The sequence below is a fragment of the Bacillus sp. BK450 genome, assembly GCF_004364885.1.
In the GTDB taxonomy this organism is placed as follows: domain Bacteria; phylum Bacillota; class Bacilli; order Bacillales; family Bacillaceae; genus Bacillus; species Bacillus safensis.
In genome coordinates this window covers 435962-460696 of sequence record NZ_SOBQ01000001.1, presented here as the reverse complement: position 1 = coordinate 460696, position 24735 = coordinate 435962, and the positions used below count along the sequence as shown (strand labels likewise).

Annotated in this window: 31 protein-coding genes; 27 read left to right on the top strand and 4 right to left on the bottom strand. The window is 40.6% G+C overall.

Annotation, left to right across the window (positions count from 1 at the left end; genetic code table 11):
- The first annotated feature begins 38 nt into the window (after window positions 1-38).
- The 10 genes from EV579_RS02355 to EV579_RS02310 all read left to right on the top strand — a co-directional run bounded on the left by EV579_RS02355 (window position 39) and on the right by EV579_RS02310 (window position 6746).
- On the top strand, window positions 39-554 hold the full coding sequence (locus EV579_RS02355) for a ribonuclease H-like YkuK family protein (protein ID WP_024424719.1): 516 nt from the start codon (window positions 39-41) through the stop codon (window positions 552-554).
- A 149-nt stretch (window positions 555-703) separates the two neighbouring features.
- Window positions 704-895: an antirepressor AbbA gene (abbA, locus tag EV579_RS02350; protein ID WP_003210802.1), complete on the top strand. Its 192-nt coding sequence runs from the start codon at window positions 704-706 to the stop codon at window positions 893-895.
- A 146-nt stretch (window positions 896-1041) separates the two neighbouring features.
- On the top strand, window positions 1042-1485 hold the full coding sequence (gene cbpB, locus EV579_RS02345) for a cyclic-di-AMP-binding protein CbpB (protein WP_024424720.1): 444 nt from the start codon (window positions 1042-1044) through the stop codon (window positions 1483-1485).
- A gap of 96 nt (window positions 1486-1581) precedes the next feature.
- A complete protein-coding gene (locus EV579_RS02340; RefSeq protein ID WP_024424721.1) occupies window positions 1582-2463 on the top strand; it encodes a LysR family transcriptional regulator in 882 nt (293 codons plus the stop codon).
- A 123-nt stretch (window positions 2464-2586) separates the two neighbouring features.
- The gene (locus tag EV579_RS02335; protein WP_024424722.1) at window positions 2587-3063 is read left to right on the top strand and encodes a flavodoxin; all 477 of its coding nucleotides are present in this window, start codon (window positions 2587-2589) and stop codon (window positions 3061-3063) included.
- Entirely contained in the window at window positions 3053-3946 is an 894-nt protein-coding gene (locus EV579_RS02330) for a WD40/YVTN/BNR-like repeat-containing protein (RefSeq protein ID WP_133743873.1), read from the top strand. Before EV579_RS02335 ends, EV579_RS02330 begins: the two co-directional genes overlap by 11 nt.
- 16 nt (window positions 3947-3962) lie before the next feature.
- Window positions 3963-4421, top strand: coding sequence for a flavodoxin (locus tag EV579_RS02325; protein WP_024424724.1), 459 nt, complete (start codon window positions 3963-3965; stop codon window positions 4419-4421).
- A 108-nt stretch (window positions 4422-4529) separates the two neighbouring features.
- The gene (gene dapD, locus EV579_RS02320) at window positions 4530-5240 is read left to right on the top strand and encodes a 2,3,4,5-tetrahydropyridine-2,6-dicarboxylate N-acetyltransferase (protein WP_008347987.1); all 711 of its coding nucleotides are present in this window, start codon (window positions 4530-4532) and stop codon (window positions 5238-5240) included.
- 82 nt (window positions 5241-5322) lie between these two features.
- On the top strand, window positions 5323-6453 hold the full coding sequence (locus tag EV579_RS02315) for an N-acetyldiaminopimelate deacetylase (protein ID WP_120207133.1): 1131 nt from the start codon (window positions 5323-5325) through the stop codon (window positions 6451-6453).
- A 50-nt stretch (window positions 6454-6503) separates the two neighbouring features.
- Entirely contained in the window at window positions 6504-6746 is a 243-nt protein-coding gene (locus EV579_RS02310) for a YkuS family protein (RefSeq protein ID WP_024424725.1), read from the top strand.
- A gap of 22 nt (window positions 6747-6768) precedes the next feature.
- On the opposite strand, the gene EV579_RS02305 is transcribed toward EV579_RS02310, so the two are convergent.
- Window positions 6769-7578, bottom strand: a complete 810-nt coding sequence (locus EV579_RS02305; protein WP_024424726.1) for a mechanosensitive ion channel family protein — start codon at window positions 7576-7578, stop codon at window positions 6769-6771.
- A gap of 271 nt (window positions 7579-7849) precedes the next feature.
- On the opposite strand from EV579_RS02305, the gene ahpA reads away from it, so the two are divergent.
- The 3 genes from ahpA (at window position 7850) to rok (ending at window position 9976) form a co-directional block, all read left to right on the top strand.
- Window positions 7850-8392 (top strand): biofilm-specific peroxidase AhpA, encoded by a 543-nt coding sequence (gene ahpA / locus EV579_RS02300; RefSeq protein ID WP_003211758.1) that lies wholly within the window; start codon window positions 7850-7852, stop codon window positions 8390-8392.
- A gap of 82 nt (window positions 8393-8474) precedes the next feature.
- The gene (locus tag EV579_RS02295) at window positions 8475-8933 is read left to right on the top strand and encodes a TlpA family protein disulfide reductase (protein WP_024424727.1); all 459 of its coding nucleotides are present in this window, start codon (window positions 8475-8477) and stop codon (window positions 8931-8933) included.
- A 470-nt stretch (window positions 8934-9403) separates the two neighbouring features.
- Window positions 9404-9976, top strand: coding sequence for a transcriptional regulator Rok (rok, locus tag EV579_RS02290; RefSeq protein WP_024426871.1), 573 nt, complete (start codon window positions 9404-9406; stop codon window positions 9974-9976).
- Window positions 9977-10023: 47 nt separating this feature from the next.
- On the opposite strand, the gene EV579_RS02285 is transcribed toward rok, so the two are convergent.
- Window positions 10024-10941 carry a coiled-coil domain-containing protein gene (locus EV579_RS02285; protein WP_034623329.1) on the bottom strand — a complete coding sequence of 306 codons (918 nt, stop codon included), beginning with the start codon at window positions 10939-10941 and terminating at the stop codon, window positions 10024-10026.
- Window positions 10942-11026: 85 nt separating this feature from the next.
- On the opposite strand from EV579_RS02285, the gene EV579_RS02280 reads away from it, so the two are divergent.
- From EV579_RS02280 to moaD, 6 genes are read left to right on the top strand one after another with little or no spacing between them, the layout of a single operon-like run.
- Complete coding sequence (locus EV579_RS02280) at window positions 11027-11608, top strand: molybdenum cofactor guanylyltransferase (protein WP_133743872.1); 582 nt, start codon at window positions 11027-11029, stop codon at window positions 11606-11608.
- A gap of 30 nt (window positions 11609-11638) precedes the next feature.
- Window positions 11639-12655 (top strand): ThiF family adenylyltransferase, encoded by a 1017-nt coding sequence (locus EV579_RS02275; protein ID WP_133743871.1) that lies wholly within the window; start codon window positions 11639-11641, stop codon window positions 12653-12655.
- 9 nt (window positions 12656-12664) lie between these two features.
- Window positions 12665-13942 carry a molybdopterin molybdotransferase MoeA gene (locus EV579_RS02270; RefSeq protein WP_208300725.1) on the top strand — a complete coding sequence of 426 codons (1278 nt, stop codon included), beginning with the start codon at window positions 12665-12667 and terminating at the stop codon, window positions 13940-13942.
- Window positions 13924-14448 (top strand): molybdopterin-guanine dinucleotide biosynthesis protein B, encoded by a 525-nt coding sequence (mobB, locus tag EV579_RS02265; RefSeq protein WP_133743869.1) that lies wholly within the window; start codon window positions 13924-13926, stop codon window positions 14446-14448. The genes EV579_RS02270 and mobB overlap by 19 nt, the downstream gene beginning before the upstream one ends.
- The gene (locus EV579_RS02260) at window positions 14445-14936 is read left to right on the top strand and encodes a molybdenum cofactor biosynthesis protein MoaE (RefSeq protein ID WP_056766335.1); all 492 of its coding nucleotides are present in this window, start codon (window positions 14445-14447) and stop codon (window positions 14934-14936) included. The genes mobB and EV579_RS02260 overlap by 4 nt, the downstream gene beginning before the upstream one ends.
- Window positions 14929-15162, top strand: a complete 234-nt coding sequence (gene moaD / locus EV579_RS02255) for a molybdopterin converting factor subunit 1 (RefSeq protein WP_024424733.1) — start codon at window positions 14929-14931, stop codon at window positions 15160-15162. The genes EV579_RS02260 and moaD overlap by 8 nt, the downstream gene beginning before the upstream one ends.
- Window positions 15163-15209: 47 nt before the next feature.
- Here moaD and EV579_RS02250 read toward each other — a convergent pair whose 3' ends face one another.
- Entirely contained in the window at window positions 15210-15587 is a 378-nt protein-coding gene (locus tag EV579_RS02250) for a Rok-like winged helix domain-containing protein (protein ID WP_024424734.1), read from the bottom strand.
- Window positions 15588-16104: 517 nt separating this feature from the next.
- Between EV579_RS02250 and yknW the strand changes: the two genes are divergently transcribed.
- From yknW to lepB, 8 genes are all read left to right on the top strand, one after another.
- The gene (gene yknW, locus EV579_RS02245) at window positions 16105-16731 is read left to right on the top strand and encodes a YknW family membrane protein (protein ID WP_133743868.1); all 627 of its coding nucleotides are present in this window, start codon (window positions 16105-16107) and stop codon (window positions 16729-16731) included.
- A gap of 9 nt (window positions 16732-16740) precedes the next feature.
- Window positions 16741-17847 (top strand): efflux RND transporter periplasmic adaptor subunit, encoded by a 1107-nt coding sequence (locus EV579_RS02240; RefSeq protein WP_133743867.1) that lies wholly within the window; start codon window positions 16741-16743, stop codon window positions 17845-17847.
- On the top strand, window positions 17844-18545 hold the full coding sequence (locus tag EV579_RS02235; RefSeq protein ID WP_024424737.1) for an ABC transporter ATP-binding protein: 702 nt from the start codon (window positions 17844-17846) through the stop codon (window positions 18543-18545). Before EV579_RS02240 ends, EV579_RS02235 begins: the two co-directional genes overlap by 4 nt.
- Window positions 18532-19725, top strand: a complete 1194-nt coding sequence (locus tag EV579_RS02230) for an ABC transporter permease (protein ID WP_133743866.1) — start codon at window positions 18532-18534, stop codon at window positions 19723-19725. Before EV579_RS02235 ends, EV579_RS02230 begins: the two co-directional genes overlap by 14 nt.
- Window positions 19726-20042: 317 nt before the next feature.
- A complete protein-coding gene (locus EV579_RS02225; RefSeq protein ID WP_024424739.1) occupies window positions 20043-20798 on the top strand; it encodes a DeoR/GlpR family DNA-binding transcription regulator in 756 nt (251 codons plus the stop codon).
- Window positions 20795-21706: a 1-phosphofructokinase gene (gene pfkB / locus EV579_RS02220; protein WP_025092362.1), complete on the top strand. Its 912-nt coding sequence runs from the start codon at window positions 20795-20797 to the stop codon at window positions 21704-21706. Before EV579_RS02225 ends, pfkB begins: the two co-directional genes overlap by 4 nt.
- 13 nt (window positions 21707-21719) lie before the next feature.
- The gene (locus EV579_RS02215; RefSeq protein ID WP_133743865.1) at window positions 21720-23612 is read left to right on the top strand and encodes a PTS fructose transporter subunit IIABC; all 1893 of its coding nucleotides are present in this window, start codon (window positions 21720-21722) and stop codon (window positions 23610-23612) included.
- A 211-nt stretch (window positions 23613-23823) separates the two neighbouring features.
- Window positions 23824-24396 carry a signal peptidase I gene (gene lepB, locus EV579_RS02210; protein WP_029706712.1) on the top strand — a complete coding sequence of 191 codons (573 nt, stop codon included), beginning with the start codon at window positions 23824-23826 and terminating at the stop codon, window positions 24394-24396.
- Between the two features lie 63 nt (window positions 24397-24459).
- Here lepB and EV579_RS02205 read toward each other — a convergent pair whose 3' ends face one another.
- Window positions 24460-24735 (bottom strand): hypothetical protein, encoded by a 276-nt coding sequence (locus EV579_RS02205; protein WP_024424743.1) that lies wholly within the window; start codon window positions 24733-24735, stop codon window positions 24460-24462.

Sequence of the window (24735 nt, the reverse complement as noted above, 5' to 3'; positions counted from 1 at the left end):
TTTTCGGATAAGAGACCATTAAAAAGGAGTTCCTTTCTGTGAGTGATTCTTTTTTCTACAATCTTTCTGAAGATCATTTAGCGTTTTCTGATGTCGTCATGAGAATGAAAGACTTTATTCGAAAAGACCCTAGATCCGCCTATGTGTTATCAATTGGTACGGACTCTCAGGTCAATCAAAATGTCACAACATTTATGACTGCAATTCATCTCCACCGGATTGGCAAAGGAGCATGGGGCTGTCTCACACAACAAGTGATCAAGAGGCCTGTGCAAAGTCTTAGAGAAAAAATTTCATTAGAGACAGCGTTTAGCCAAAAGGTATGTGCAGACATCCTTGAGGGGCCTTTAACAGAACTGATGGATTTGCTTCTTCCGTTTGCTGAGGAAGGGGCAGACCTTCGTTTTGAAGCCCATCTGGATATTGGCAAAAAAGGAAGTACGAAAGAGCTGATTCAGGAAATGACCGGAATGATCACAGCTATGGGAATTGAAGCAAAAATAAAACCTGACTCATATGCAGCATTTTGCTATGCCAATCGATACACAAAATAAATTCCGTCATTTTTCTCCAAACCTTGTCGAAACGTGCGGTTGACGATTCGATTCTAGTTCCTTATTCTAGCTGTATAGAGAGGAAGCAGACATTCAAAAGCCTGCTAATCAATATAAAAGCATATATGAAACAGGGGGCCTGATGTTGAATGAGCGTCATCGAAAATCGTTTTAATGAAGAAGAGAAAAAGCTATTATTAAACGTATTGCTGAATCAGGAATATGCTGTCGAATTACTAAGCAGTGAGATCAATGATATAGAATGTGGAACAAAAAATGTCGACGACAATACGTATAAGCAATTGATCACATTGTATGACAGAGTAAGGTTTGAGAATTAATATTGGTTTAACATTCTATTAGATACTCGGGGGCTGAGTATCTTTTTTATGCAGAAAAAATCTTTCGACAAAATTCGTTTTAGTTTATGCTTAATCGTAATGGGGAATGTATGATTGATGATTGAGAGAAAAGGGGTCGAAGAAACATGATAGAGATAGAACCGACTCAATTGCTTGAGTCCACAGTAGCCGAGCATATGATTGATGCAGATAAAGTCGCACATGTTCAAATTGGAAATAACCTTGAGCATGCCCTATTGGTTCTAACAAAAACAGGATATACAGCTATACCGGTATTAGACGCTTCTTATCATTTACACGGGTTAATTGGAACGAATATGATTATGGATAAAATCTTCGGTTTAGAACGAATCGAATTCGAGAAGCTCGATCAGTTGAAGGTTGAAGAAGTCATGCTGAAGGATATTCCGAGACTTAAAACAACAGATCCTGTACTAAAAGGCGTTCACGCTGTGACGAATAATGGGTTTGTTTGTGTAGAAAATGAGGAGCAGGTCTTTGAAGGCATTTTTACTCGACGAGTTGTATTAAAGCGCTTAAATGAGGTCATTCATTCCGCAAAAAAATGAGCTGCAGCCCAGCTTATTTTTTTTGCCTTCATAAGTTAAAATTTATATAATGAGCATATAAAATAAGAAAAACTTATAGAGAGAAAGGGGACGCCCATGCAGCTTCAGGAGTTACATATGCTTGTTGTGCTAAGTGAAGAATTGAATATGAGAAAGGCTTCAGAGCGGCTCTTTGTCTCTCAGCCTGCATTATCTCAAAGATTGCAGACGATCGAAAAGGAATGGGGAACCAAAATCTTTTTTCGTTCACAAAAGGGGCTGACTGTGACCTCGGCAGGTGAACAGATTATTCAATTTGCAAAAGAGGTGACGGTTGAACAGGATCGAGTGAGAGAGCGAATTGATGAACTTGAGGGTGACATTCACGGTACACTCAAGCTTGCGGTGGCGTCGATTATTGGACAGCACTGGCTGCCAAAGGTGTTAAAACGGTATGTTGAAAAATATCCAAATGCCAAAGTATCACTCGTTACTGGCTGGAGCAGTGAAATGCTCAAAAGCTTGTATGAAGATCACGTGCACATAGGAATCATTCGCGGTAACCCTGATTGGAAGGGGACAAAGGAATACTTGATGACAGATCATTTATATTTAGTCGATTCCGTGATCAAGGACGTAGATGAATTAATCAAGACAGAGCGGCCATTTATCCAATTTAAAAGCGACAGCACGTATTATCAGGAAATCCAGCACTGGTGGCACCAAAAGTTTAAAGTGTCTCCAAAGCAGACGATTTTAGTAGACCAAATTGAAACATGTAAACAAATGGCCTACCACGGCATCGGCTACGCCATTTTGCCTTCTGTTACCTTATATGACCACGAAAAAAGTGTTTATAAAACACCGCTTGTTGATGTGAACGGAGAGCAAATCGGCCGTGACACATGGCTGCTAGGCTATGAAGCGTCTTTTCAGTTAAAACAGGTACAAGCATTTGTTGGTGTGGTTAAAGAAATGCTTGAGAATGATGCGGTGTAAGTACCTTCTTGGAATAGGGAGGTACTTTTTTTTATGAAATCATTTGACAATGAAAATCATTATCATTTAAAGTGTACATATAATAATTGAAAATGATTATCATTTAGATGAGGTGACCGATAGATGAAAGCACTAATTACATTTGCGAGTATGTCTGGAAATACGGAAGATATGGCAGCGATCTTAAAGCAAACACTTGAAGGAAAAGGGATCGATACAGAGATGATGGAGTTTGATGATACGAACGCAGAGGATCTTTCCTCATACGATTACGTATTCATTGGTTCTTATACATGGGGTGATGGAGATTTGCCTTATGAAGCAGAGGATTTTTATGAAGAGGTTTCTTCGCTTGAACTTAGCCACATCAAAGCAGCTGTCTTTGGATCGGGTGATTACAGCTATCCGAAGTTTTGCGAGGCTGTCCATACATTCCATGACATGCTGAAATCAACGGGTGCATCTGTTTTTCCTGAAACATTAAAAATGGAGCTTGCACCGGATACAGATGAAGATGTGGCGTGCTGTCAGGAATTTGCTGCGAGCTTTTTAACGTGGGCTGCTTTATCAGAGAAACGAGTTGAAAATCATGTTTCATAAAGGAGCAACAGCCGTTGCAGCATCTAAAAGCGGTGGATATTTTGTTGCTGTAAAACGTGAAGGTATTTTTCACTATAATGTGGAGAGCGGATGGCAGCAGCTGTTTAAGCTCAAGCATAAAATCCATGCGATCAGCTATATTGGCCCTTATTTATTCGGTGTTGGTGAAAATGGCACAGTAATTAGATCAGGAGATGAAGGCAACACATGGGCGTTATCTTCATTCCCAACAAATGCAGTCGTTTGGTCTATTACAGGACGCAAAGATGGATTTGTGTGTGCGCATGGAAAACATAGTATCTATGTGTCAAATGATTTCGGAATTTCCTGGGAAATTATGAAGCCATTTGCTCATGTGAATCATCCGCCGGTCATTCGTTCTTTATGTGCTACAGGTGACCATCTTTATATTGGAACACAGATTCATGAGGTTCACGGTGGAATATGGGTGTATGACTTGCAAAGTGAACAGATTTTTCTTCTAAACAGAGAGGAGCACCGAATGACGGCTTCTATGCTGCTCTGTCATGAACATCTTCTTGTTTGTGCGTTAGGTTCAAAAAAAGGCAAAAAAGGATCTGTTCAAATTTTAGATTTACATACAAATATTCTGCATGATATTCAATCACAGGCCTTTGCTAGAGAAGAATCATTTTTGGATGTGTCAGAGGATAATGGCATTGTGTATGTGACCACCTCACAAGACGAACACGGATTTTCTAAAGTGTATCAGCTTGATATTGAGCAAAAAGAGCTCAAATGGTTTGATACGATCAAAGGACATGGTTTTCGTGTAGCCAATCAAAACGAAAACTTTTTCTGTGCGGGTTTATATGAAAGTAAGTTTGTCAGGCCATATGAGGAGCCTGCATTGATTCATTGATAAGGAGGAAGAAAAAGTGACAGAAAAGGTTTTATTGGTATATGCCACGATGTCTGGAAATACAGAAGCGATGGCAGATTTAATTGAAAAAGGTATAACGGAAGCAGGAGCCAGCGTAGACCGGCATGAAGCGATGGATATTGATGCCGAGCTGCTCAATGATTACTCGCACATTATGTTAGGTGCGTATACTTGGGGAGATGGCGATCTTCCGGATGATTTTATTGATTTATATGAAGAAATGGAAGAGCTTGATTTAACGGGAAAAGCATTTGCAGTATTTGGTTCTGGCGATACATCTTACGAACATTTTTGCGGAGCTGTTGACCTAATTGAAGAAAAAGTGAAGGAGCTTGGCGGTGACATTGTCCTGCCCTCAGTTAAGATAGAGCTGAATCCAGAAGGGGAGGAAGAAGACGAATTAATATCTTTTGGCAGACAATTTGTTCAGCTTCACCAGCAAGAAGCGGGATAATCGGTCCCGCTTGTTTTATTTTCATTGCGGAGATGACTCTTTCACTTGTCATTAAAACACTCCTTTGGTACAGTAATGAAGTATAAATTAAGAGGAGGACATACATACATGAAACAAATGGACGCTAATGAAATTATTTCATTTATTCAAAATAGTACAAAATCAACACCTGTCAAAGTCTATATCAAAGGTGACTTAGAAGGTATTGAGTTTGGTGAACATGCAAAAACATTCATCACAGGAAACACTGGAGTTGTTTTCGGTGAGTGGAGCGAAATTCAAGAAGCGCTAGCATCTAACAAAGATAAAATTGAAGATGTTGTCGTGGAAAATGACCGCCGCAACTCTGCAATTCCGATGTTAGATTTGAAAAACATTAAAGCCCGTATTGAGCCAGGGGCAATCATTCGTGACCAAGTTGAAATCGGTGATAATGCAGTCATTATGATGGGTGCTTCTATTAATATCGGTTCTGTGATCGGCGAAGGTACGATGATTGACATGAACGTGGTGCTTGGCGGCCGTGCGACAGTAGGTAAGAACTGTCATATCGGTGCTGGATCTGTTCTTGCAGGTGTCATTGAGCCGCCGTCTGCTAAACCAGTTGTTGTAGAAGATGACGTTGTCATCGGTGCGAACGCTGTTGTTCTAGAAGGCGTGACAATTGGTAAAGGTGCAGTAGTAGCTGCTGGTGCAATCGTTGTAAACGATGTAGAGCCTTACACAGTTGTAGCAGGTACACCTGCTAAGAAAATCAAAGACATTGATGAGAAAACAAAAGGTAAGACTGAAATCAAACAAGAACTGCGTCAGCTTTAATTCATATAATTCGCAGCTGAAGACAAAGACGTGGATGAAATATCCACGTCTTATTCGTATAGAAGAAAGGAAGTGAGTTCACTTGTTAAATCGTGAGCAATTAATATCCATTCGAAGAGATTTACACCAAATCCCTGAGCTTGGTTTCCAAGAATTTAAAACACAAGCGTATCTCATTCAGCACCTTAATACCTATTCAAAAGATCGAGTTGAGATTGAAACGTGGCGCACTGGGCTTTTTGTGAAAGTGAAGGGAACAAATCCAACGCGCGTATTTGCTTATCGTGCAGATATGGACGGTCTGTCTATTCCTGAGGAAACAGGGTATCCATTTGAATCTGTGCATGAAGGAAAGATGCATGCATGTGGACATGACCTTCATATGACCATTGCACTTGGTATCATTGATCATTTCGTCCATGAACCGATCAAAGAAGACGTATTATTTATCTTCCAGCCGGCAGAAGAAGGTCCAGGCGGAGCTGAACCGATGCTTGCAAGTGATGTATTGAAAAAATGGACACCAGACTTTATTACAGCGCTGCATATCGCTCCTGAATATCCTGTTGGAACAATTGCTACGAAGCCTGGTTTGTTATTTGCCAATACGAGTGAGCTTGTAATTGAGCTTGAAGGAAAAGGCGGACACGCTGCATATCCTCATTTAGCAAATGATATGGTTGTTGCTGCAAGTGCACTTGTAGGTCAGCTGCAATCGGTCATTTCGCGTAATGTCGACCCCCTTGATAGTGCGGTCATTACAGTCGGTACAATTACCGGTGGAACGGCTCAAAATATTATTGCGCAGCATGCAAAGCTTGACGGTACCATTCGCACACTATCCCCAGAGTCCATGGACAAGGTGAGAAAGAGAATTGAAGCATTGGCAAAAGGCATTGAAATTGGCTACGAATGCAAGGCAACCGTTCGATACCCTTCATCTTATTACGAAGTGGACAATTCAAAGGATTTGACTGAGGAATTTATGTCATATGTAGCCGAAGAAGGGCTAGCAAATGTGATTGAATGCAGAGAAGCCATGACAGGAGAAGATTTTGGGTACATGCTGAAAAAGTATCCCGGCTTCATGTTTTGGTTAGGGGTCGATTCAGAATACGGCCTGCATCATGCAAAGCTCCAGCCTGATGAAAACGCGATTGAAACAGCTGTGAATGTCATGACGGCTTATTTTAAAAAGCAAGCTGGCGAATGAATAATCGAGCTGCCTCCTGTACACCTTATGAACAGGAGGTGTTCTTGATTATGACAAGAATTGGTGTAGAACAATCTTTATCCGATGTAGAAGAACTATTGAAGCAAAAAGGGTATGATGTCGTACGTATTCAAAATGAACAGCAAATGGATCAGTGTGACTGTTATGTCGTCACAGGACTAGATTCAAATGTTCTTGGCATTTCAGACACAACAACAAAGGCATCTGTTATTACAGCATCAGGTATGACGGCTGATGAAATTTGCCAAGAAGTAGAACAGCGTGTTCAATAAAACAAGAAAAAGAACCGGTAGATTATGATCCCGGTTCTTTTTGCTCTTTTTCTATATCGAGTACTTCTTTCATTTTTTTGCGCAAGATTCGTTCCACTCGCCATTGCTCCATTGTTTCAGTTTTCGCTATGATGCGCAGCACAAGGGAAGAGGAACCGAACGCCTCTACGCCGACAACTTGAGGACCTTCGATAATTTGCGGAGTTTCCTCCCGCACTTCATCACAGGCAGCTTGGAGGGCTGTGATCATCTGATCCACATTTTCATCCGGTGACAGCTCAATATCAACGAGTGCCTGCATCGTCCCTCTTGAATGATTGCTCACATTCAGTATGCTGCGATTTGGAATGAAATGAAGGGTGCCGTCAAAGCTTCGAAGCTGCGTGGTTCTTAGGCCAATTTGTTCGACAATCCCATCAAAGCCCGCGACCGTTATATATTCTCCTACATCAAATTGTTTTTCCAATAATATAAAGAATCCGGTCACAATATCACTCACTAACCCTTGAGCGCCAAAACCGATCGCAAGTCCCACAACGCCCGCACCTGCCAGCAAAGCGGTCGGGTTATAATGAAATAAGTCGAGGATCATCACAACTAGAATAAAAATCAATAAGTAGGCGAAAATATTTAACGTCAAACTTTGCAGTGTCTGAGCTCTTGATAAAGAGACTTCATGCTTTTCAGCGAATGTTGAATAGGCGCGCTTAATCATCTTGTTTCCTATGGCTCTGATGATAAAGTAAATGGCAAAAATGGCGACTAGTTTTAGCAAAATCATACTGCTATTGAGGATAATGGAAACCCAATCTACTTGTTGAAATGCTCTCATAATCTTCAAAACCTTTCTATGTATGCTCTAAAAGAGAAGCTAATCATTTGTTCCCTTATGCAAGTCATGTTAAACTTTTGATAAGTAGAGCAGGAATTGTGACAAATCGTTAATTAAATTTATTATTAATTAATATTGACTAAAAATCGCATAAGTATTATAATTGTAATTGTGAAGTTATTAACTAAATGAGAATTTTAAGTTTTGATTCTCATTTTATATACAGCTAAGAAGACTGTATAAAGATATTATTTTTTGGAGGGATTTACATATGGCAGAGCGTTTTGTAGGAAAACAAGCTCCACGTTTTGAAATGGAAGCAGTACTTGCTAACAAGGAATTTGGTAAAGTAAGTTTAGAGGAAAACATGAAGAATGACAAATGGACAGTTCTTTTCTTCTATCCAATGGATTTCACATTTGTTTGCCCAACTGAAATTACAGCAATGAGCGATCGTTATGACGAGTTCGAAGATTTAGATGCAGAAATCATTGGTGTATCTACTGATACAATCCACACGCATCTTGCTTGGATCAATACAGACCGTAAAGATAATGGTCTAGGTGAATTAAAATACCCGTTAGCTGCTGATACTAACCACACAGTATCTAGAGAATACGGCGTTTTAATCGAAGAAGAAGGAATTGCTCTTCGCGGTTTATTCATCATTAACCCAGAAGGCGAACTACAATACCAAACAGTATTCCACAACAATATCGGTCGTGATGTAGATGAGACATTACGTGTTCTTCAAGCATTACAAACTGGTGGACTTTGCCCAGCGAACTGGAAACCTGGTCAAAAAACACTTTAATTGATAACTGAAGAAACAGGAGGGTCTAACTGATGTTAGACCTTTTTGTTTCGACACATACAATGGATGGAGGCGCTTCATAATGAAATTACGTCAACCAATGCCAGAACTAACTGGTGCAAAAGAATGGTTAAATGGAGAAGTAACAAAAGAAGATTTGATTGGTGACAAACCAACATTGATTCATTTCTGGTCTGTCAGCTGTCATCTTTGTAAAGAGGCAATGCCTCAAGTCAATCAATTCCGTGATGAATACAAGGATCAACTAAACGTTGTGGCAGTTCATATGCCTCGTTCAGAGGATGACCTAGATCTAGAAAAAATCAAAGAAGTTGCGAAAGAGCATGAAATCACGCAGCCAATCTTTGTGGACAGTGATCATCACTTAACAGAAGCCTTTGAAAACGAATATGTACCGGCATATTATGTATTTGATAAAACAGGTGCTTTGCGCCACTTCCAAGCCGGCGGAAGCGGAATGAAAATGCTTGAAAAACGTGTCAATCGAGTGCTTTCTGAGTCTGAAAAGGCTGCAGAATAAGCTTTCCCCCATAAATGGGGGTTTTTTCATGGGTAAAAACAGGCGGCGTATTGCACTGGACGAGTTTGTTATTCCTAAGAAAAGAGAAAATGAGGGAGTTTATTAAAAAATATCCCTGAAACAAAAAGGTATAACGACCTATTTACATTTTTGTTTTGAAATGAAAATGTAAAGATTTTAACTTTTTACTATTCAGAACGTTTTTGCACAAAAGAAATTTCAGTTAAGTAAATAACTATATAAATCAAGTAGTATAAGCGTTTATTCAATTTTTTTACAATATTTTAAGGTTTGTCAAAAGCCTATAGTGGCAATGAAATGGGTGCCGATTTTTCCTCTTTGGCAAAATTTTAGTTGAAAATACCTATCTGTTAGCAAACTGTAAAATGATAAAAAAATAGTTGATAAAATTAGTTTTCTAATCTAATATTTACTATAGAATATTTTTTATATGATGAGGGGGAAATCCATTGTTTAATGAGAGGGAAGCGTTACGTTTACGATTGGAACAATTAAACGAGGCAGAAGTAAAGGTCATCCGTGAATATCAAATTGAGCGAGATGCGATTTATGCAAAATTAAGAGAATTAGACCGTCAAGGAACAGGTCTAGTGTCAGATACAAAAAAAGAAGTACGTACAGAGAGAAAGACGGATTCACTGCCTGTATTAGCTGAGCTTGCTGCGCAAGAAATGAGAAGCTACCAGCAGCCGGCACAACCACAATCATCATCTTTAGGAACAGGACAGCTAAACGGTGCACCTGTAGGTATTCCTGAAGGATCGACAAGACGAAGAAGAGGCACAGCTCGTCCTGGCTCTAAGGCAGCGAAGCTTCGTGAAGCTGCGATTAAAACGTTAAAACGTCATAATGCAGCGATTAAAAGCTCAGAACTTCAAAAAGAGATCGAAAAAGAGAGCGGTCTTGAAATCCCAAATATGACAACGTTTATGCAAAGCTTAATTAAAATGTACCCTGAAGTGAAGAAGCCTTATCGCGGACAGTATATTTTAGAAGGCGACATTCAAACAGAAGACGAATAAATAAAAAACTGCTGGGCGTAAAAGCCAGCAGTTTTTTATTTCGAGAATTACTTCTTTTGATCAACTGTATAGACAATTTTGCGTTCCTTGGGCAGGTGATCACGCTGTTTTTTGAAGCTGTCGATTTTGACTGTCATGACCTCTCCATTACGCTGCACTGCATCAACGTGTTCCTGAAGTGTTTGAACTTGTTCGTTGAGTTTCTTCAAGATCGGTTCGATTTCTTCTGTCGTTTGCAGGATGCGGTCTCGTGAGAATGGCTGTGCATTTGTTTTTGCTGACTGGTCAATATCAGCAAAATGAGAGGCGATCCATTCTTCGCTTTCTGCTAACTGTTTTTGATAGCTTGTGAGCGTTTCGTAAAAAATCGCTTCTTTTGCTTTTTCTATTTGCAGCAATTTCTCTTGTGTTTCATAAAAACGCTCTTGAAGGTGTCTGACGCCTTCCTGTAATACATGAAACTCTGCATTTTTGTCGCTCAATGTTTGCTGCAGCTTCTCAATCACTGCGGATAAAGTATTTCCTTTTTTCTCCTCTTTTGCAAGCTGTTTATCTTGATCCTCTATCCGCTCATTTAATTGTTGAGAGATTTCCTTATATTTGACAACTTTCAAATGCAGCCTGTGTTTTTCTTCGGTTTCTTTTCTTCTATGATAGGTTTCCTTTTGCAGCATCTCATGGAGAAGAACAATTTTATGTAATAATTCTGATTTGCTGTAGGAGAGTTCCTGTATTTTTGAGGCAGCATCGTGTTGATCATTGGTCATTTCATCCAATTGTTGTTTTAATTGCGTGAAATCCTTTTTCATCTCATGATATTCTTGAGTTAACTTCTTATTTTTAGAATACGTATATGAGGACTGTAAATCAGAGATCATTTGTTGATATTTGGCAGTTTCAGCTTTTAAGTATAAATTCTCTTGAGATAAATCATGGAATAGGGGAGAAGCATGGCGCCTGTTCATCGATAGACCCTCCTTATTCATGTTACCAATAAAGTATGCGAAAGGAGTGCAATTAGAACAACCATATCAAAGGAGGACTTAGAGGATGCACGTAGTGAATGTCATTTTAGCTGGAGGCGCTTCCAGACGCTTTGGAGAGCCAAAGGCAAGTCATATGTATCAAGGGAAAACATTATATGAGCATGTGAAAGAGCAGCTTTTAGAAGGGCAGACGGTTATCATCAGCCATCCGTCGCTTCTTCCTTTTTTCAAAGCAAGAGGTGAACAAAGTGTGTGGTTAGATGATGAAGAGGTGCGCGGATGCGGACCGCTTGCCGGCATATATACGGCGATGCAAAAGCAAGAGGCAGAATGGTATTTAGTAACGGCATGTGACATGCCTTTCATACGGAAGGAAACGGCGGAAGTATTATCGTCCTATTGCAGCGAGCACGCAGATGCCATTATCCCGCTTGTTCAGGGCAGATTACAGCCTTTGTTTGCGCTTTATCACCGCCGCTCTCTGCCGGTTATTCGCGCGTGTTTAAAAGAGAATCAATTTGCCGTCAAGGACTTGCTTCAAAAGCTTCAAGTGCGCATCGTTTCAGAGGAAGAACTGAACGTGACATCAAACGAATTTCGTAATATCAATAAAAGAAGCGATTTACCTGAAAACGGTATGATATGATACATAAAAAACGGTGAGGAGAGAACAGCATTGAATGACCGATATTCAAGACAAATCTTGTTCCCTCCGGTTGGGGAAAAAGGACAGCATGCGCTGGCTGAAAGTCATGTTCTGATCGTTGGAGCCGGTGCTCTTGGTACCGCCTCTGCGGAAGGGCTTGTTCGGTCTGGCATCGGTACGCTGACGATTGTCGATCGTGATTATGTGGAATTTTCAAATTTACAGCGGCAGCAGCTGTACACGGAACATGATGCAAACGTACATGTGCCAAAAGCAGCTGCGGCAAAAAAACGTCTCGAGCAGATCAATCATGAAGTGACGATACACGCCCTGATTGAAGATGCAGGGGCGGAGCTGTTAAGGCCGTTATTCCAGAGAGCAGATATCGTCATTGATGCAACAGATAATTTTGAGACAAGAATGGTGATGAATGATTTATCACTAGAAACGAAGACGCCGTGGATATATGGCGCTTGTGTGAGCAGTCAGGGGATGTATATGACCATATTGCCGGATAAAACGCCATGTTTATCATGTGTGTTCACGGCAATGCCTGTTGGCGGCTTGACGTGCGATACAGCGGGGATTATTTCACCTGCCGTTCAAATGGTTTCTGCTTATCAGCAAACAGAGGCACTCAAATATTTAACTGGTCATGAAGAGCAAATCGAGAGGAAATTTGTCACGTTTGATCTTTGGCAGTCTACATCATTTAAAATGGATTTATCTCGCACTAAAGAGAAGACCTGTCCAACTTGCGGCACGGCAAGGACCTATCCTTATTTACATGATCAGCGTAAAAAATCGACGGTCCTTTGCGGACGTGACACCGTTCAAATTGTATCAAAGGATTTAGCAAAACTATCATTTCAGCATATGAAAGAGCGGCTCTCATCTATATGTGAGGTGGAAGTAAACGACTTCTTAATCCATGTACGCTACGAAAACTACCGAATGGTCTGTTTCAAAGGGGGACGTGCATTAATCCATGGAACAAATGATGAAAAAGAAGCCAATTCATTACTAGCAAGACTGCTAGGGATATAGGAGTGATGTGTGATGGAAAGACGGCAGCCAATACCAGTAGAAGAGGCAATAAAGAAAGTCCATCAATACGAAAAACATGGAGAAATAGAATGGGTCCCTTTAAAAGACAGCCTTGGACGGTTTATTGCAGAAGATATTTTGGCAGACCATGATGTTCCGGCATTTGATCGTTCTCCGTATGATGGCTTTGCACTTCGGGCAGAAGATACAAAAGAAGCGTCAAGTGCGCATCCAGTTGAATTCGAGGTCATTGATCATATTGGTGCAGGAATGGTCTCAGCAAAAACCATCGGTCCCTTTCAGGCCATTCGTATTATGACAGGAGCAAAAATTCCAAATGGCGCAAATGTAGTTATCATGATTGAACTGACGAAGACTTTTGAAAAAGGCGGCAAATCATTCATGTCACTGAAAAGACAACTGAAAAAGGGAGACAATATTTCTCGTCAAGGAGAAGAGGTACTCAAAAGAAACGTGATGGTCAAAAAAGGAACAGATGTCACTCCTGGCGTCACGGCTCTATTGGCGACATTCGGATATGCGGTAGTGCCAGTTGTCAAAAAACCGGTGATTGGCATTATCTCAACAGGCACAGAGCTTCTTCAAGTAAGTGATGCCATGGTGGACGGCAAGATTAGAAATAGTAATCTTAGTATGGTCTATGCTCAAGTACTTGAGGCCGGAGCTGAGCCGCTTGATTTAGGCGGAGTCTCCGATGATTTTGACAAAAGTTATCATGCAGTAAAAGCAGCCATAAGTAAGGTAGACATTCTGATCACAACAGGCGGTGTGTCAGTGGGTGATTTTGACTTTCTGCCTGCCATTTATGAAAAGCTGGGAGCCAAGGTCCTGTTTAATAAAGTAGCCATGAGACCTGGAAGTGTGACGACTGTTGCTGTAATGCCAAATGGTCAATTGCTGTTTGGGCTGTCCGGAAATCCTGCTGCCTGTTTTGTGGGCTTTGAATTATTTGTGAAGCCGATCATTTATAAATGGTATATGAAAGAAAATCCGTTTCCTGTTTTTGCTGAGGCGAAACTCACACATGATTTTCCAAAAGCCAATCCGTTCACTCGATTTGTCAGGGCTGCCCTTCAATTCACTGGCAGTCACATCAGTGTGACTCCTACAGGTCTTGATAAATCAAGTGCAGTGACCTCTATTGCAGAGGCTAACTGTTTCATCGTGCTGCCTGGGGGAACAAGAGGTTTTCAAGCAGGTGATCAAGTTGATGTTCTGCTGTTTCAGCACAAAGGTGGTGGGTCTCCATGTTGGATGACAAATTAAGCATATTACAGGTGGTCGGTTATCAAAATAGCGGCAAGACCACGTTGATCGAAAAGCTCTGTCAGCTGGCTGAATGTGAAGGGCTGAAGCTAGGATGCTTTAAACACCATGGACATGGCGGGACACCAGCTCGTCTTTTCAAAGAAAAAGATACTGATCGATATATTCAAGCAGGTGCATATGCCGCAGGTGTGGAAGGAGAGGGTGAATTTCATTTTTCGATGCAGGACTTCACGTTAGAGCAGCTGCTCAACATGTGTCAGCATCTTCCGTTAGACGCTGTTCTCATAGAGGGATACAAACAGGCGCCTTATCGCAAAATCGTTTGTGTCAAGAATGAAGAGGAGCTTATTGACCTTTCGACTCTTTCTAATATACAAGCAGCTATTTATTTTTCCCAAGAGGATCCATTAACCGAAAATTACCCATTTCCTGTGTTTTCAGCTTTTGATAAGCGCGGGATGACATTTGCTTTTCACTTATTGAAGGGAGGCGGCACGTTTTGAGCGAACTTTTTAAAATAACAAAAACGCCGATTGAGGTAAACGAATTGATTCAGCATGTGACAAGACGAAAGGCAGGAGCCATTACAACGTTTATCGGGACGGTCAGAGAATGGACAAACGGCAAGAAAACATTGCGTTTAACCTACGAAGCATACATACCAATGGCGGAAAACATGCTAAGGCAGATTGGACAAGAAATGAAGAATCGGTGGCCTGACACTGAAGCAGCGATTGTGCACCGGATTGGAACACTTGAGATAACCGATATTGCTGTTGCGATCGCCGTTTCGTCTCCTCATAGGAAGGCTGCCTACGAAGCCAATGAATATGCTATTGAACGAATCAAGGAAATCGTTCCTATTTGGAAAAAAGAATATTGGGAAGATGGAGAGGCCTGGATAGGTGATCAGCTTGAAACAGTTTCATATCCAGAAGGTAAACCTAGCCATCTTCAACTTGCAGAGAAAGAAGGTGATCAGCATGATTAATGTGTTATTGTTCGCCGGCCTTGCTGAGAAGGCCGGTAAACAACAAATCATCATTCAAAAAGATCAAACAACGGTTGATGAGATTAAAATAGAATTACAGGAGGTATATGGTGTTGATGCTGCACAAAATGTAATGGTTGCAGTCAACGAAATATATACGAGGGGAAATGCTGAAGTGCGTAGCGGGGACACTGTTGCACTCATTCCTCCTGTAAGTGGTGGATAATAGATATTAGAGGATTTGGTTATGGCCACCCGGCTGTAACCAATTTTTTATGTGTGAAAAGTTTGTAGAGGTGCTTGGGTGTGATCTTCGTAAATAAAACATCCCCTTCTTGCTTTAGAAATGTGAGGATCGAGCTGCTGAATGAGATCATACAATTCGCTGATTCGTCTCACATTGAAATCTGTTTGAGCTTGAAGCTGTTCCTTTAATTCTTTTGTGCTCACAATGCTTCCCTTTTTCTCTTTAATAATATCTACACATCTTGCAGCGTAGTATATTTTGTCGTTAGAAGGTCTGCTTTCTTTCATATCAAGTAATTTGAGCTCATGATAAATCGATTCTCTTTCCTTTCGAAAGTATTGCCATGCTTCTTGTTCCTTTTCATACAGTAAAATCAATTGCATTTTCAATTTTTCTCTTAACATTCACTTGACTCCATTTCCACTATCATTTAACCTACCTCTATTTTACATTATATGAAAAAATAACTTTTGATCAAGTAAAATCCCTTTATTTTTAATTTTTTAATATGAAAGTATTGATACTAAAGACTTATTTGTTCTGTAAAAGAAACCAATCATAGTCCTATAAAGCCGGGATTTGCCGAAATTACTAGGATTATTTTAACAAAAAATTGTTGTGTCTATGTAAGACCATGCGAATCCAAAAGAAAAGGATATTTATTCCGAAAGACATATTGTTTACTTAATAAAATGTTTTTAAGTCAGTAAAAGCACGATTCTTGATATGAATATGGTCGGATCATGAGGTCATTGTAAGGGTTTCATTCGTGAAAATAGAATAATAGATAAAATTTTTTCTCAACGAAAATAAGAAAATTAAATGATCGATCACTTATTGGCAATCTTTTGATAAAATAGAAAGAAAAAGAGCGTCATTGTGCGTTTGCATACTTGCTTGACATAGAGAGGATGACATTTGATGAAAGAAAACATGCAAAAACCTACGATCATGGGAGTGAGCACAAGACCATCAGAGCACCTGAAAAGAGTATGGGAACATCCAGTTGTTTGGTGGCCTTTATCTTGTGTGCTTATTTTAACAGTCGTTGTGACTTATTTGTCTGAGCTCGTAAATAAGGGAATGTGGGCAGATTTAAGTTTGCCGGTACCTGTTGTTTATGTGATGACGCTCATTGGCCTGGTATTTGGCATTGTCATCAATGCAGCTATATATAAGTTCATCGTATTTTTAGCGAAAGGTGATGCATCATTTCGGCAGTTGTTTTCAGCGGTCCTGTTCATTACGCCCGTTACGATCATTGGGACGATTATTTCTCATTTGGCAGTCATCCTTTTTCATGTTCCAAAAGACATCACGGTTACCTCGTTAAACGCGCTCATTCGAATTTCTGGTCCATGGCAGGCTGTGTTAGCCAATATCGATCTTTTTGTGATCTGGAATCTTGTTTTAACAGGCCTTTTATTCATCCGAGTTGGGCGTATATCACCAAGAATTTCTTGGGTGATTATAGGCGTTTTTTATATCTTATCGTTAATTTTTCAATATGTAGGAACAGCAATTAACATATCAGTAAGCTGGGGGTAGAAGGTTTTTATGAGAAAGAAAATCATCATCGGATCTATTTTAATTATTGTGATCGGACTATTTATTGGATTTAATATTGCGAAAAACCAAGCAAAGCCTGCTTCTACAGCAGCGATTAAAACAGTCAAACTCACGCCGAAAGAAATCACATCTACGGTGATGACACCCGGGACACTTTCGTTCTCTGAAGAGCAGTTCATCTATGAAGAAGAGGAAAAGGGGAAATTGAAGGGAATTGCTGTGAAAGAAGGGGAAAAGGTAAAGGCTGGAACGCCGCTTCTTACATATGAAAACAAGGAACTGGAGCTTGAGGAGCAGCAGCAAGCACTAGCCGTTGAGTCAAGTACATTAAAACTGGAACAATTGCAAAAAAGGTTGAGTGAATTAGATGAGAAAAAAGCAGGCGGATCTGACGCTAATGCCAAAAGCGAGCGAGATCAGCTTCAATTAGAACTGAAAGCGGCTGAATTAGAACAAAAGCAAGCAGAGATCAGCCAAGAAAAAGTAAAGGCGCAAATAGAAGATCTAACCGTACATAGTAAAATTGATGGAACAGTCATTTCCATTGAGCAAGAGGCCGGAGCAGGGGGGCCGGAAGAAAGGCAGCCGATCATCCATATTGGTCATGAGAAAAAAATGATTGTGCGAGGTTTGATCTCAGAGTATGATGCCATCAAAATCAAAAAGAAACAAAAAGTGAAGGTAACGTCTGATGTCATTCGCGGGAAGAGCTGGCAAGGAGTCGTGAAAAAAGTGGGCGCTGTTCCTGTCCAGACTGCAGCCGAAACAACTTCGAGCGATCAAACGGTTCAATATCCTGTTGAAGTTGAAATAAAGGGAAAGAAACCTGAGGCGAAGCCTGGTTTTAAAATGATCATGGAAATTGAAACAGATAAGCGCCAAGCGCAAACGATTCCTGAAACAGCGGTAAAAAAAGAGACTGATGGACAATACGTTTATGTTGTTCGAAAAAATGTACTGAAAAAAGTAAAAGTGGTCATAGGGGAAACGTCAGGTCATGATCTTGAAGTGACAAAAGGTGTCAAGGCAGAGGATCAAATCATTGCTCATCCAACAGATGATATGTATGACGGAATGGAAGTGAATGCTGAATGATTCAGCTTTCCAACGTAACAAAAAGCTATGAGGTCGCACACGAAACATTTGATGTATTGAGTGACATGAATCTTGTCATTGAAAAAGGCGAGTATATGTCCATTATGGGCCCGTCCGGCTCTGGAAAGTCAACATTAATGAATATTATTGGCTGTTTAGACCGCCCGACGACAGGACAATATCATTTTCAAGGTACAGAGCTGTCAGCAGCAAAGGATCAAGAGCTTGCGGTCATTCGAAATCAATCCATTGGATTTGTTTTTCAGCAATTTCACCTTCTGCCAAGGTTAAATGCGAGGCGCAATGTTGAACTGCCAATGATTTACGCTGGGATCAGCCAAAAGGAAAGAAAAGAACGTGCGGAATTGGCGCTTGAAAAGGTTGGTTTGGCAGATCGAATGAAACATATGCCAAGTGAGTTGTCAGGAGGACAAAAGCAAAGGGTGGCCATTGCACGAGCGATTGTCAATATGCCTCAGCTTATTTTAGCAGATGAACCGACTGGTGCGCTCGACTCAAAAACAAGCATGTCAATTATGGAACAGTTTACACAGCTGAATGAGGAAGGGACAACGATTGTGCTTGTCACCCATGAAGAAGAAATAGCTGCGTATACAAACCGTACGGTCGTTGTGAGAGATGGACGGCTTGTTGAAGATAGATGGATACAAGGGGACGCTATGAATGAAACTCTTTGAAAATATCAAAATAGCGCTGAATTCGGTTTTAGCTCATAAATTACGTTCCATTTTAACGATGCTTGGGATTATTATTGGTGTTGGATCAGTCATTGCAGTCGTGGCGATCGGTCAAGGCGGTGAGCAAATTTTAAAAGGATCGATTTCAGGTCCAAACAATACCATTGATATGACATATACGCCTTCTGACGAAGAGTTAAATGCAAATCCAAATGCCTTATTCGAAGCCTCATTTACTGAGGAAGACATAAAAAGCATTAGGACAATCCATGGGGTGAAGCAGGTCGCCTCCTCGACTGCACAAGGAATGCAGCTGAGATTTCAAGATACGACAGTTGATGCGACAGTTAACGGCATAAATGAGGGGTATACGGATGTACATTCATTACAAATCGCAGAAGGACAGAGTTTAAGAGATATTGACTTTAGAAGCGGCAGAAGAGCTGCCCTCATCTCGGATGGCTTACAAAAAGAACTATTCAATGGACAAAAGGCATTAGGTGAACTGATTTGGATGAACGGACAGCCAGTTGAAGTCATCGGTGTGTTAGCAAAACAGAAAGGGATGTTTTCATTTGATATGAATGAAATATATGTCCCATTTGCGATGCTCACCTCCACATTTGGTATGAATGAATATGATAAGTTGTCTATTCAAGCCGCACATGCGGATCAAATGAAGGAAGTAGGAAAGAGCGCGGCTGCCATACTAAATGAAAATCATCATACAGAAGATGCTTACGAAATGATCAATATGGAAGAAATCGCAGAGGGGATCGGTCAAATAACGTCCGTTATGACAACGATCATTGGCTCAATAGCCGGAATCTCTTTACTTGTCGGCGGCATCGGTGTGATGAATATTATGCTCGTTTCTGTGACAGAGAGGACAAGAGAAATCGGTATTCGAAAGGCGATGGGCGCAACAAGGGCGCAAATTCTCGTTCAGTTTTTAATTGAGTCTGTCGTTTTAACACTCATCGGCGGGCTGATGGGAATTGCACTTGGTTTAGGCGGCGCTTCGCTAGTATCACTATTTGCCGGCTGGCCGTCTCTCGTATCTTGGCAAGTGGTTTGTGGAGGCGTACTGTTTAGTATGCTCATTGGTATTGTTTTTGGGTTAATTCCTGCGAATAAAGCAGCGAGACTAGACCCTATTGAATCGCTCAGGTATGAATAATTCGGAGAAGAAAAAAGCATACAAATGGTATACATTCGCCTTCATTACACATCAAAAGCTTTTATGCAAATCGCATAAAAGCTTTTTTAGTTCCATTGAATGAAATAAAAAATGATAGAAATGCTAATATCATGACTTTCATCTTAATGTCACATATTTTTCAGTTTACAAATGGTACATATAAAGGTAAGATGACCATGGTGAATGATTTTGATAGTTATTGAATGTATTTGATTGTTTTGTATTGATAATGTTGAAAAAAGCGATTACAATAAAGGTGCGCGCAAAATGAATACGTTTTCAAAAGGGGTGTTCTCATGTTAACACCGGAAAGACATCAACTCATTATCGACAGCTTAGAAGAAAATGATGTCATTAAAATACAGGACTTAACGATGATGACGGATGCGTCTGAATCTACAATTAGAAGAGATTTATCAGCCCTTGAAGAAAAAGGATTTCTTAAAAGGGTTCATGGAGGAGCAGCCAAGATTTCGAGTATTCGTCTTGAACCAGATGTATTTGAGAAATCTGCCAAAAACCTTCAAGAAAAGTCATTGGTAGCAGAGGCAGCGGCATCTCTTTTAAAACAGGGCGACTGTATTTATTTAGATGCAGGTACAACCACACAGCAAATGATTGAATATATCGATCCAGATCAAGATATTGTTGTGGTGACAAACGGTGTGATGCACATTGAAGCACTTATGAGAAAAGGCATTACTTTTTACTTGATAGGAGGATCAGTGAAACATCGAACAGGAGCCATGGTGGGAGCCGCAGCTTTGACAGCGATGGAAAATTATCGTTTTGACAAAAGCTTTGTTGGGACAAACGGCATTCATCCCGAGGCGGGTTTTACAACCCCTGATCCAGAGGAAGCACTCATGAAAAAAAGAGCCATGAAACAGGCGAAAAAAACCTATATCTTATCAGATGCCTCGAAGTTTGGCGAAATATCGTTTTCAGCCTTTGCTAGTTTACAGGAAGCCACCATTATCACAAACGATGCAAAAGAGGATTCATTCGATAATTACCATGAAAAAACGGTTATAAAGGTAGTGAAAACATGATTTATACAGTTACTTTAAACCCATCAGTTGATTACATCGTACACGTGGAGGATTTTGCAGTCGGCGGTTTAAATCGTTCAACCTATGATCAAAAATATCCAGGTGGTAAAGGAATCAATGTCTCAAGGCTATTAAAACGTCACGGTGTTGAATCAAAAGCACTTGGATTCATTGGTGGATTTACAGGCAAATATATTCAAGATTTTTTACAGAACGAACAATTACAAACAGCCTTTCACGAGGTGTCAGAAGATACAAGAATTAATGTGAAACTAAAAACAGGTGAAGAGACAGAAATCAACGGACTCGGCCCATCTATTACTGAAGCGCAATTTGAGTCGTTTCTATCTCAATTTTCTTCATTGACTGAAGGAGATGTCGTGGTTTTAGCTGGCAGCATTCCTTCTTCATTACCTCATAACACATATGAGCGCATTGCTGAAGTTTGCAGAGAGCAAGGTGTAAGAGTTGTTCTTGATATTTCTGGCGAAGCGTTAAAAAAAGCAGCAGACATGAAACCGTTCTTAATGAAGCCAAATCATCATGAACTGGGTGAAATGTTTGAGACGAGTATTTCATCAGCAGAAGAAGCAATTCCTTATGGGAAAAAGCTGTTAGAACAAGGTGCTGAACATGTCATCGTCTCTATGGCTGGAGATGGCGCCCTTTTATTCAGTAAAGAAGGAATCTATCAGTCCAATGTTCCAAAGGGAACGCTCGTTAATTCAGTTGGAGCAGGAGATTCAGTCGTTGCAGGGTTTTTAGCCGGCGTTTCAAAAGGCCTTTCAATTGAAGATTCATTTAAGCTTGGTGTTACTTCAGGAAGCGCTACAGCCTTTTCTGAGGAGCTTGGCACAAAAGAGCTTGTTGACACACTATTACCACAAGTAAAAGTCACACGCATTTAAAGGAGGAGTCATCATGAAAATTACAGAACTACTCACGAAGCATACCATTAAGCTTCAATTAGACAGCCAGCAGAAAGAAGCAGTCATTGAAGAGCTGGTCACTGTTTTAGATACAGCAGGCAAGTTAAATGATAAAGAGGGCTACAAAGAAGCTGTGATCAATCGTGAAAAACAGAGCTCTACTGGTATTGGCGAAGGAATTGCCATCCCGCACGCTAAAACAGCAAGTGTAAAAGAGCCTGCCATTGCATTTGGCCGCTCAACTGCTGGTGTTGATTATGAATCACTGGACGCGCAGCCGAGTCATCTTGTCTTTATGATTGCCGCAACTGAAGGCGCAAACAACACGCACTTAGAGGCACTTTCTCGTTTATCCACACTTCTTATGCGTGAAGAAATTCGAAAGCAGCTCCTTGAAGCGGCGACTGAAGATGAAATCATTGAGATCATCAATACACATGATCAAGATGATGAAGAAGAAGAGGAAGTTCAAGAGGAGCCGGCTGCAGAAGGAAAACCTGCTAAAATTTTAGCGGTAACAGCCTGCCCGACAGGCATTGCCCATACATTTATGGCAGCAGATGCTTTGAAAGAAAAAGCAAAAGAAATGGGCGTTGACATTAAAGTTGAAACAAACGGATCTGGCGGTATTAAACATGCCCTTACAGCAAAAGAAATTGAAGAAGCACCAGCCATCATTGTGGCAGCGGACAAGCAAGTAGAGATGGAACGCTTTAAAGGCAAGCATGTCATTGAAGTCCCTGTAACAGCTGGTATTCGCCGTCCACAGGAATTAATTGAAAAAGCAATCAATCAAGATGCGCCGATTTATAAAGGTTCAGGCGGCAGTTCTTCTAAAGAGGAAAATGAATCATCTGGCAAAGGAAGAAGCGGATTTTACAAGCACTTAATGAGTGGTGTAAGTAACATGCTTCCATTTGTTGTCGGAGGCGGTATCCTTGTTGCGATTTCATTCTTCTGGGGCATTAACTCAGCAGATCCTAAGGACACTTCATTTAATTCATTTGCAGCTGTCTTAAAAGGAATTGGCGGCGATAATGCGCTTGCCTTAATCGTTGCGGTATTAGCTGGATTTATTGCCATGAGTATTGCAGATCGTCCAGGTTTTGCGCCAGGTATGGTCGGTGGTTTTATGGCGTCAGCAGCAGGTGCAGGGTTCTTAGGCGGATTGATTGCTGGTTTCCTAGCAGGTTACATTGTTGTGCTGCTCAAAAAAGTATTCACATTCGTACCACAGACACTCGATGGGATTAAACCGGTTCTGCTGTATCCATTGTTCGGTATTTTCTTCACAGGCATTATCATGCATTATATTGTCAACACACCAGTGAAAATGGTGATGGACGGATTAACACATTGGCTTGAATCATTAGGTACGGGAAACCTTGTCTTAATGGGTATTATTTTAGCTGGTATGATGGCAATTGATATGGGAGGCCCAATTAACAAAGCGGCTTACACATTTGGTCTTGCGATGATTGCTGCTGGCAACTATGCACCGCATGCTGCGATTATGGCAGGCGGAATGGTTCCACCACTAGGTATTGCACTTGCAACAACGATCTTTAGAAATAAGTTTTCAAAACGTGACCGTGAAGCTGGGATTACATGTTACTTCATGGGAGCTGCCTTCATCACGGAAGGAGCGATCCCGTTTGCGGCGGCAGATCCTCTTCGTGTGATTCCTTCAGCTGTTATTGGTGCAGCAGTTGCTGGCGGATTAACGGAATTTTTCAGAGTGACGCTTCCTGCACCGCATGGCGGACTATTTGTTTTCTGGGTAACAAATCATCCAGTTCTTTATATCATCAGCATCTTAATCGGTGCCGTTGTGACAGCGATTTTACTGGGTATTTTGAAAAAACCAGTCAGACAAGAAGCGTAATGCAGAAGAGAAGCATCGTGTAAAACGGTGCTTCTTTTTGTTTAATTATCAGTGAATTAGGAAAAAATATCTAATTAGATGGTTGTTTTGTGAATTTTTAAATGACATATGATAAAGTAAAGTTATTCAATTCACGTTTCAAGTCTTTTAGCAGAAAGTCTTAGGAGGAAGCAGTATTTTGAACGAAGAAAACAAACAAAACGAAAATGAAATTCAATCTGATGCGAAGCAAGCCAAAACAGAGAAGAAAAGTTCACTGTTTGAATGGATCAAAGCCATTTTAATAGCACTTGCGCTCGTCTTGCTCATCCGTACGTTTATATTTGAACCGTATGTGGTGGAAGGAGAGTCAATGGAACCGACACTTCATGACGGGGAAAAGCTTTTTGTCAACAAAACCATTAACTATCTCGGTGGTGTGAAACGCGGTGACATCGTGATTATTAATGGAAAAGATGGTCAGAAGATTCATTATGTCAAACGATTAATCGGCCTTCCAGGTGATACGATTGAAATGAAGGATGATACGCTTTACATTAATGGAAAAAAAGTAGATGAGCCTTATTTAAAAGAGAACAAGGCGCATGCGAAAGAGTATGAAGTGCATTTAACTGGAGATTTTGGTCCAGTAAAAGTACCGAAAAACGATTACTTTGTGATGGGGGACAACAGATTAAATTCCATGGACAGCCGAAATGGACTTGGCCTCATTGAAAAGGATCGGGTTGTCGGGACATCAGAATTTGTTTTCTTCCCATTTGGCGATATTCGACAGACAAAATAAAAGCACCTTCTCATGGGCAAGAGAAAGGTACTTGAACGAACGACCCTTACAGAAGGGTCGTTTTTAATTTGGTGTGAGCACCGTCACAATGATCACAATCGCAAGAACAGAAGCGAACACAGATCCGGTAATGGCTAAAACGGATCGAAACAATCCGATTTTTTGGTTTTCTTTTCCCCGCTTTTGTAAAAAGCGTTTGGAAAAGATGTGAACCAGTGTGTAAATGAGGACAAGCCCAATATAAAGGCCAAAGTCCCTCGCATTAAAGCCTGTTGCAGATAAATAAATACCCATAAAGAAAATCAATAAACAGTATTCCATCAGTGTGAGTAATCTCAA